The 7,547-nt window shown below is 63.8% G+C and carries 9 protein-coding genes; 5 read left to right on the top strand and 4 right to left on the bottom strand.

Annotated elements, in window-relative coordinates; all coding sequences use genetic code 11:
* The first annotated feature begins 67 nt into the window (after nucleotides 1-67).
* Complete coding sequence (locus ACE04I_RS05410; protein ID WP_156176914.1) at nucleotides 68-451, top strand: hypothetical protein; 384 nt, start codon at nucleotides 68-70, stop codon at nucleotides 449-451.
* 91 nt (nucleotides 452-542) lie between these two features.
* Here ACE04I_RS05410 and dusA read toward each other — a convergent pair whose 3' ends face one another.
* Entirely contained in the window at nucleotides 543-1,583 is a 1,041-nt protein-coding gene (gene dusA / locus ACE04I_RS05405; protein WP_487206718.1) for a tRNA dihydrouridine(20/20a) synthase DusA, read from the bottom strand.
* A gap of 151 nt (nucleotides 1,584-1,734) precedes the next feature.
* Here dusA and ACE04I_RS05400 point away from each other — a divergent pair, with 151 nt between their 5' ends.
* Nucleotides 1,735-2,421 (top strand): fumarylacetoacetate hydrolase family protein, encoded by a 687-nt coding sequence (locus ACE04I_RS05400; protein ID WP_137326568.1) that lies wholly within the window; start codon nucleotides 1,735-1,737, stop codon nucleotides 2,419-2,421.
* 25 nt (nucleotides 2,422-2,446) lie between these two features.
* Nucleotides 2,447-2,974: a gamma carbonic anhydrase family protein gene (locus ACE04I_RS05395; protein ID WP_046792494.1), complete on the top strand. Its 528-nt coding sequence runs from the start codon at nucleotides 2,447-2,449 to the stop codon at nucleotides 2,972-2,974.
* Here the strand turns inward: ACE04I_RS05395 and ACE04I_RS05390 are convergent.
* Genes ACE04I_RS05390 through ACE04I_RS05380 form a run of 3 tightly spaced genes read right to left on the bottom strand, consistent with a single transcriptional unit; the run spans nucleotide 2,971 to nucleotide 5,082 of the window.
* A complete protein-coding gene (locus ACE04I_RS05390) occupies nucleotides 2,971-3,375 on the bottom strand; it encodes a Fur family transcriptional regulator (RefSeq protein ID WP_046792495.1) in 405 nt (134 codons plus the stop codon). The genes ACE04I_RS05395 and ACE04I_RS05390 overlap by 4 nt on opposite strands.
* The gene (gene znuB / locus ACE04I_RS05385; RefSeq protein WP_046792496.1) at nucleotides 3,372-4,199 is read right to left on the bottom strand and encodes a zinc ABC transporter permease subunit ZnuB; all 828 of its coding nucleotides are present in this window, start codon (nucleotides 4,197-4,199) and stop codon (nucleotides 3,372-3,374) included. Before znuB ends, ACE04I_RS05390 begins: the two co-directional genes overlap by 4 nt.
* Complete coding sequence (locus tag ACE04I_RS05380; protein ID WP_046792497.1) at nucleotides 4,192-5,082, bottom strand: ATP-binding cassette domain-containing protein; 891 nt, start codon at nucleotides 5,080-5,082, stop codon at nucleotides 4,192-4,194. The genes znuB and ACE04I_RS05380 overlap by 8 nt, the downstream gene beginning before the upstream one ends.
* Nucleotides 5,083-5,196: 114 nt before the next feature.
* Here ACE04I_RS05380 and znuA point away from each other — a divergent pair, with 114 nt between their 5' ends.
* Both znuA and zigA read left to right on the top strand, forming a co-directional pair.
* Nucleotides 5,197-6,189, top strand: a complete 993-nt coding sequence (gene znuA / locus ACE04I_RS05375) for a zinc ABC transporter substrate-binding protein ZnuA (protein ID WP_487206717.1) — start codon at nucleotides 5,197-5,199, stop codon at nucleotides 6,187-6,189.
* Nucleotides 6,190-6,270: 81 nt separating this feature from the next.
* On the top strand, nucleotides 6,271-7,476 hold the full coding sequence (gene zigA / locus ACE04I_RS05370; RefSeq protein ID WP_487206716.1) for a zinc metallochaperone GTPase ZigA: 1,206 nt from the start codon (nucleotides 6,271-6,273) through the stop codon (nucleotides 7,474-7,476).
* Nucleotides 7,477-7,547: the final 71 nt, after the last annotated feature.

Here is a 7,547-nt window from a genome sequence, read left to right as displayed (position 1 = left end):
TGTCACCCCACCCCGGAGCTTTGCTCCGACCCTCCCCCTCAAGGGGAGGGTGAACCCGGAGCCCCCCATGCCAGAACCAACACCCCTCCCCGTCAATACCCGCCTGATGTCGCGCTGCGCCGAGATGCTCGCCCTGCCGCATGCGGTCTGCCGGCGCCGCCAGTGCCACCGGAAAAACGCATGCTACTGGCATTTCAGGAAGAGCGGCGAGCCCTGCTGCCTGCGCAACCTCACCGGCCCGCAGCGCGCCGCCTTCGATGCAATCTACGCGGAGGCGATTGCCGTGCTGCGCCAGGTCCGCGCCTCGCAGCTGCCGGATTTCGCCCCGCCCGATCCGGAACGCCGCGCCCTGCAGGATGCGGCGATCGAGCTCGTCCGCGCAGAACTGCCGGCGGAGTACCGCCCGAGTTTCGAGGAATGGCGGCGGAGGCGGGAGACGGGCCATCCTTGATAAGGCAGCGACCGGCCCCTCGCTTTCGCTCCGGGCGTTCGTCGCTGCAATCGATTCACTGGATCGATTGCTCCGCTGCGCGGACCGCTCCTCACCCCGCGAGCTTCGTCTCAACAGCCTTCGGGTCGGAGCCGAGGTCCACCGCGGCGAAGGCGGCTTCGATCACCTCCGGCCCCGCTCCCGGCCTGGTCGCCTCGGCGGAAAGGATCTGACGGAAGCGGCGCACGCCGGCAAAGCCCTGGAACAGGCCCACCATGTGGCGCGTCACGTGGTTCAGCCGCCCGCCGGACGCCATCACGCCTTCCGCATAGGCCATCATCGTGTCGCGGAGCGCCAGCCAGTCGATGTCGTCGGGGGTTCGAGTCGCTCTCCCGCTACCATTCATCATGTCGTCCACGCCCGCCAGCAGTCCGGCATTCTGGTAGGCGGCGCGGCCGAGCATCACCCCGTCCATATGGGCGAGGTGTGCGGCCGCCTGGTCCAGATCGGCGATGCCGCCGTTGATGCCGAGGAAGACGGATGGGTTCTCGCGCTTCATGCGGTGGACGAGGTCGTAGTCGAGCGGCGGGATTTCGCGGTTCTCCTTCGGCGAAAGCCCCTGCAGCCAGGCCTTGCGGGCATGCACCCAGACCGCGTCGGCGCCGGCGGCGATCATCCGGGCGAGGAAATCCGGCAGCACCGTTTCCGGCTCCTGGTCGTCGACGCCGATGCGGCATTTCACCGTCACCGGCACGCTCGCGACCCGCCGCATCGCCGTCACGCAATCGGCCACCAGTTGCGGCTCGCGCATCAGGCAGGCGCCGAATGTGCCGCTCTGCACCCGGTCGGAGGGGCAGCCGACATTGAGGTTGATCTCGTCATAGCCGTAGTCGCCGGCGATCCGCACCGCCTCGGCGAGCTTTGCCGGGTCCGATCCGCCGAGCTGGAGGGCCACCGGATGCTCCTCCGGCGAGAAGGACAGGAGCCGGTCGCGCGGGCCGTGGATGATCGCATCCGCCACGATCATCTCGGTATAGAGCAGCGCACGCTTCGTCAGCTGCCGGTGAAGAAACCTGCAGTGCCTGTCCGTCCAGTCGATCATCGGGGCCACGGCGAAAATCTTGCCGCCGGTTGCCAGTGCCTCTGCGTACATCGAAAACCCTTTCTCGGCGGCTCTCATACAGCAAACAAAAATTCTTCGCCAGTTCGTCCCCGCCCCCCTCAAAAAGTGCTAGGATCGGCGCGCGATTTGGGGGACAAAGGGCGCCGTCGTTTTCCGCCCTTTCCTTGTTCAGGAGTTTCCCATGCTCGCGACCGTGATCCCCGCCCTCGAACCCGTGCTGCTTCCGGTCGAAGGCGTGACGGAACGGTTTCCGGTGCGCCGGGTCTATTGCGTCGGCCGCAATTATGCCGACCACGCAATCGAGATGGGGCATGATCCGTCGCGCGAGCCGCCCTTCTTCTTCCAGAAGAACCCGGACAATCTCTATGCCGGCACCGAATTCCCCTACCCGCCGCTCTCCTCCGACGTGCATTACGAGGTCGAACTGGTGATGGCGCTTGCCGAAGGCGGCGCGGATATCCCGGCCGCCGAGGCGCTGTCGAAGGTCTACGGCTATGGCGTCGGCGTGGATTTCACCCGCCGCGACCGGCAGGCCGAGGCCAAGAAGATGGGAAGGCCGTGGGAGGTTGCCAAGGCCTTCGAAAAATCCGCGCCCGTCTCCGCCCTCGTCCCGGCGTCGAAGATCGGCCATCCGCAGCAAGGCGCCGTCTGGCTGGACGTCAACGGCGAGCGCCGGCAGTCCGGCGATCTCGCCCAGATGATCTGGAAGCTGCCGGAAATCATCGCCGAACTCTCCAAGCTCTTCACCCTCGCGCCCGGCGACGTCATCATGACCGGCACGCCCGCCGGTGTCGGTCCGGTCAAGCGCGGCGATACGGTCGCCTGCGGCGTGGACGGCGTCGGCGAACTGACGCTGACGGTCGTCTGAGCCACGGAATTCGGGAGGAGAAGACATGCCGCTTTACGCGCTCGGGGATTACCAGCCGAAACTGCCGGAAGCCGGCCGCTACTGGATCGCCCCCAATGCCACGCTCATCGGCAAGGTGGAGCTCGGCGAGGATGTCGGCATCTGGTTCAGCGCGGTGCTGCGAGGTGACAACGAGCCGATCGCCATCGGAGCGCGCAGCAATATCCAGGACGGCGTGATGATCCACAACGATGTCGGCCTGCCGGTCTCCATCGGCGAAGGCTGCACCATCGGTCATCACGCGATCATTCATGGCTGCACGATCGGCGACAATTCGCTGGTCGGCATGGGCGCGACGATCCTGAACGGCGCGAAGATCGGCCGTAATTGCCTGATCGGCGCCAATGCGCTCATCACCGAGGGCAAGGAATTTCCTGACAATTCGCTGATCGTCGGCTCACCGGCGCGGGTCATCCGGACGCTGGACGAGGAAGCGGTCGCGAGGCTGCGGCAATCGGCGGATCATTATGTCGCGAACTGGCAGCGCTACGCCAAGGACCTGCGCGAGATCTAGGCCGCGCAGGCGCTGCAGAGGCCGCGGATCTCGATCGTCGTCTTGGCGGGCTTGAAGCCCTTTTGCTTCGCCCAATCGCCGAGGCGATGATCGACCGCGTGGTCGTGAAATTCGGAAACATGGCCGCAGCTTTCGCAGATGGCGAAGGCAACCGTGCCATGACCCTTGCTGCAGCAATCGCTCTGCGCATGCGAGCAGGCAACGAAGGCGTTCAGGCTTTCGAGCCTATGGATGAGGCCGAATTCCAGCAGCTTGTCGAGGGCCCGGTAGACCTGCAGGGGGGCGCGGAAACCCTGGTCCCGAAGCCGGTCGAGGATCGTGTAGGCGCTCATCGGCGCATCGGAGCGGTTGAGCACGTCGAAGACGAGCGACTGGTTCTTGGTCAATGCCGGTGCGATCATGAGCGCACTCCCTTGTTGCCGGCCGGTTCCGTCCCGCTTTTCCCCGCCATCCAGAACAGGCTCAGAATAAAGAGGATCAGAGCCGCAACCACGATGGATGGGCCGGAAGGCGTATCGTAGTGGAGCGATCCGAAAAGACCGCCGACCACCGCAAGCGCACCGATCAGGGATGCGAGAACGGCCATGGCCTCCGGCCCGGTGGAAAAGCGCCGCGCGGTCGCGGCGGGAATGATGAGCAGCGAGGTGATCAGCATAATGCCGACGATCTTCATGGCGATCGCGATGGTCAGCGCCATCAGGAGCATGAAGAGAAGCCGCGTGCGTTCCGGGCTGAGGCCTTCGGCCTCGGCCACTTCCTCGCTGACCGTGGAGGCGACGAGCGGCCGCCAGAGAAAGGCGATCGCGGCAAGCACGAAAAGCCCGCCGCCCCAGATAAGGGCGATGTCGGATCTCGTGACCGCCAGGATATCGCCGAACAGGAAGGCGATGAGATCGATGCGCACCCAACTCATGAAGGCGACCATCACGAGGCCGATCGCGAGCGCCGAGTGGGAGAGTATGCCGAGCAGCGCGTCGGCGGAAAGCGTCTGCCGCCGCTGCAAGAGCAGGAGCAGGAGCGAGACCACCAGCGCCACCGCAAATACGGTGACCAGCAGGTTTATGTTCAGCAAGAGGGAAAGCGCGACGCCGAGCAGCGCCGAATGGGCAATGGTATCGCCGAAATAGGCCATGCGGCGCCAGACCACGAAACAACCGAGCGGCCCGGCGGTCAAGGCGACGCCGATGCCGGCAACCAGCGCGCGGGTGAAGAAATCGTCAAGCACGGCGCTCTCCCTCTTTCGCATGCGCATGATGGTGGTGCTCATGGTGGTGTTCGTGGGAGTGATCGCCATGCGCGTGATGGCCGTCTTCGGGATGGCAATGATCGGTGATCGAGCCATCCTCGTGCAGCACACGGCCATCCGGAAGATGGGTATGGTCGTGATGATGGCTGTAGACGGCGAGCGAGCGCGTATTGCCGAACAGCTTCAGGTAATCGCTGCTCTGGCTCACGGCTTCCGGCGTGCCGCGGCAGCAGACATGACCGTTGAGGCAGATCACCGTGTCGGTGCCGGCCATGACCATGTGGAGATCATGGGAGATCATCAGAATGCCGCAGCCGGTCGATTGGCGTATGAAACGGATGAGATCGTAGAGCGCGCTTTCGCCGGCGAAATCCACGCCCTGAACCGGTTCGTCCAGGACCAGCAGATCCGGCTTGCGGGCAATCGCCCGCGCCAGCAGCGCCCGCTGAAATTCGCCGCCGGAAAGATGCCGCACCTCGGCCTCGGCAAGATGCGGAATGCCGGTGGCGGTCAATGCTGCGACAAGCTCGTTCTCCGGCAGCGGCGCGGTCAGCCGCATCAGCCGGCGGACGGTGAGCGGCATGGTCCAATCGATCGAGAGCTTCTGCGGAACATAACCGATGGTCAGCCCCGGCATCCGGGAGACCGATCCCTCATCGGCACGCAGAACGCCGATCGCAAGCTTGGCGGTGGTGGACTTGCCGGCGCCGTTCGGGCCGATGAGCGTTACCACTTCGCCCCTGCGGATCGAAAACTCGACTCCGCGGACAAGCCACCGGCCATCCCGGCGAATGCCGGCATTGTCGAGCGATACAAGCCTGTCTTCGCCCTGGTGAGCTTCGGCTCTGTTCCTCATCAGCATGTTTTTTCCTGGTGCTTTTTTCTTTGGGTCCAGTTGCCACCGGCTATGACACACGTTATAGCATAACGCAATTGATGTAATAACATTACATTCCACATGCAAGGAAGACCTGCCATGAAAAACGCCTCCCTCCTGCTCCTCTCCTCGGCCGCGTTTCTCGCCGCAAATGCCGCGATCGCCGCACCGGATGTGGTCGTTTCGATCAAGCCGATCCATTCGCTGGTAGCTTCGATCATGCAAGGCGTGGGCGAGCCGAAGCTGATCGTCGATGGAGCAGCTTCGCCGCATACCTTCACCTTGAAGCCCTCCAACGCGCAGCAACTGGAGAAGGCGGAGGTGATCTTCTGGATCGGCCCCGGCATGGAAGCCTTCCTCGAAAAGCCGCTGGAAGCCCTGGGCAGCAAGGCAACGGTGGTGGAACTGGAGGACGCGCCTGGCCTGGAAAAGCTTCCCTTCCGCGAAGGCGGGGCTTTCGAGGCGCATGACCATGGCGACGGGCACGGACATGAGCACGGCGAGCACGAGCATGAACATGCCGAAGGCGAAGGGCATGAAGGACATGGGCATGAAGGGCACGACCACGGCGCCTTCGATACCCATCTCTGGCTGGACCCGATGAACGCCAAGGCGATCGCCGCCGAGATCGAAAAGACGCTCGTCTCCGCCGATCCGGAAAATGCCGCTACCTATCAGGCCAATGCGGCAGCCCTGATGCAGAAGATCGACACGCTGGACACGGAACTGAAGGCGACTGTCGAACCGATCAAGGACAAGCCCTTCGTCGTCTTCCACGACGCCTATCAGTATTTCGAACACCGCTACGGCGTGAAGGTGGCCGGTTCGATCACGGTGAGCCCGGAAACGATGCCGGGCGCCGACCGCATCAGCCAGATCCACAAGAAGGTGACGGAACTCGGCGCCACCTGCGTCTTCGCCGAACCGCAATTCGAGCCGAAGCTGGTCGCGGTAGTGACGGAGGGAACGCCCGCCAAATCCGGCACGCTCGATCCGGAAGCGGCAACGCTCACCGCTGGTCCGGACCTCTATTTCGATATGATGCGCGGTATCGCCACCTCGATGAAAACCTGCCTTTCGCAGGGCTCCTAAGAGACGAACCGGGAAAGGCGGATATTTCCGCCTTTTTCAATCACCTTGAATGTTACGTTATAACAATACGAAAGGCATGAAATGCTCGAGAAGCTACCGGTCACCGTTCTCTCCGGCTTCCTGGGAGCCGGCAAGACGACGCTGCTCAACCACATCCTCGGCAACCGCGACGGTCTTCGCGTCGCCGTCATCGTCAACGACATGAGCGAGGTGAATATCGACGCGGCGCTGGTGCGCGACGGCGGCGCCGATCTCTCCCGCACTGAAGAACAGCTCGTGGAGATGACCAATGGCTGCATCTGCTGCACGCTGCGCGGCGATCTGTTGAAGGAAGTCCGTCAATTGGCGGAGCAGAAGCGTTTCGATTACCTGCTGATCGAATCCACCGGGATCGCCGAGCCCCTGCCCGTCGCCGCGACTTTCGAATTCCGCGATGAAAACGGCGAGAGCCTTTCCGATGTGGCGCGCCTCGACACGATGGTGACGGTCGTCGATACCGCCAATCTGCTGAAGGATTACGGCTCGGCGGATTTCCTGGCGGATCGCGGCGAAACCGCAGGCGACGGCGACAACCGCACCCTGGTAGATCTTCTGGTCGAGCAGATCGAATTCGCCGATGTCGTCGTGCTCAACAAGGTATCGGCCGCCTCCCCCGACGAGCTGGATGCCGCCCGCAAGATCGTCGCCGGCCTCAATCCGGATGCGAGCATTGTCGAAACCGATTTCGGCAAGGTCGCGCCGAGAGTCCTTCTCGGAACCGGCCTTTTCGATTTCGCCAAGGCGGAGACCCACCCACTCTGGTTCAAGGAGTTGCACGGCTTCAAGGATCATGTGCCGGAAACAGAGGAATACGGAATCCGCTCCTTCGTCTACCGCGCCCGGCGGCCGTTCGATCCGGCGAAGTTCCACGATTTCGTGCAGCGGTCGTGGCCAGGCGTCATCCGCGCCAAGGGTTTCTTCTGGCTGGCGACGCGGCCCTATCATGTAGGCGAGATCAGCCAGGCTGGCGCGCTGGTACGGACCCAGAAGCTCGGCATCTGGTGGGACGCGGTTCCGAAGGAAAGATGGCCGCAGGACGAGGAGTTCCGCGAAGGGCTGGCGCGCTATCTCGACCCCGTCTGGGGCGATCGGCGGCAGGAGATCGTCTTCATCGGAGCGGACCCGATGAGCGAGGCCGCGATCCGGGCCGAGCTCGATGCCTGTCTGATTGGGGCCGACAAATTCCAGCCGGACCGCTGGCGGGATCTGCCCGATCCCTTCGCTTCCTGGAACCGACAGGCGGCGTAATCAGATTTTCAGAGGCATGCCCGCCGCAACGCAGAGCGGTGGCTTGCTTGGCCTGCGGGCGGGGCAAAGCC

The organism is Rhizobium moroccans, assembly GCF_057559155.1.
The sequence above is the reverse complement of the archived record's forward strand: the minus strand, read 5'-3'. Positions and strand labels throughout refer to the sequence as shown.

Bases quoted from the DNA above. Each gene is read 5' to 3' on its own strand.
- ACE04I_RS05380 (WP_046792497.1), bottom strand. From the start codon at position 5,082: ATGCTGATGAGGAACAGAGCCGAAGCTCACCAGGGCGAAGACAGGCTT.
- ACE04I_RS05400 (WP_137326568.1), top strand. From the start codon at position 1,735: ATGCTCGCGACCGTGATCCCCGCCCTCGAACCCGTGCTGCTTCCGGTC.
- znuA (WP_487206717.1), top strand. From the start codon at position 5,197: ATGAAAAACGCCTCCCTCCTGCTCCTCTCCTCGGCCGCGTTTCTCGCC.
- ACE04I_RS05395 (WP_046792494.1), top strand. From the start codon at position 2,447: ATGCCGCTTTACGCGCTCGGGGATTACCAGCCGAAACTGCCGGAAGCC.
- ACE04I_RS05390 (WP_046792495.1), bottom strand. From the start codon at position 3,375: ATGATCGCACCGGCATTGACCAAGAACCAGTCGCTCGTCTTCGACGTG.
- dusA (WP_487206718.1), bottom strand. From the start codon at position 1,583: ATGTACGCAGAGGCACTGGCAACCGGCGGCAAGATTTTCGCCGTGGCC.
- ACE04I_RS05410 (WP_156176914.1), top strand. From the start codon at position 68: ATGCCAGAACCAACACCCCTCCCCGTCAATACCCGCCTGATGTCGCGC.
- zigA (WP_487206716.1), top strand. From the start codon at position 6,271: ATGCTCGAGAAGCTACCGGTCACCGTTCTCTCCGGCTTCCTGGGAGCC.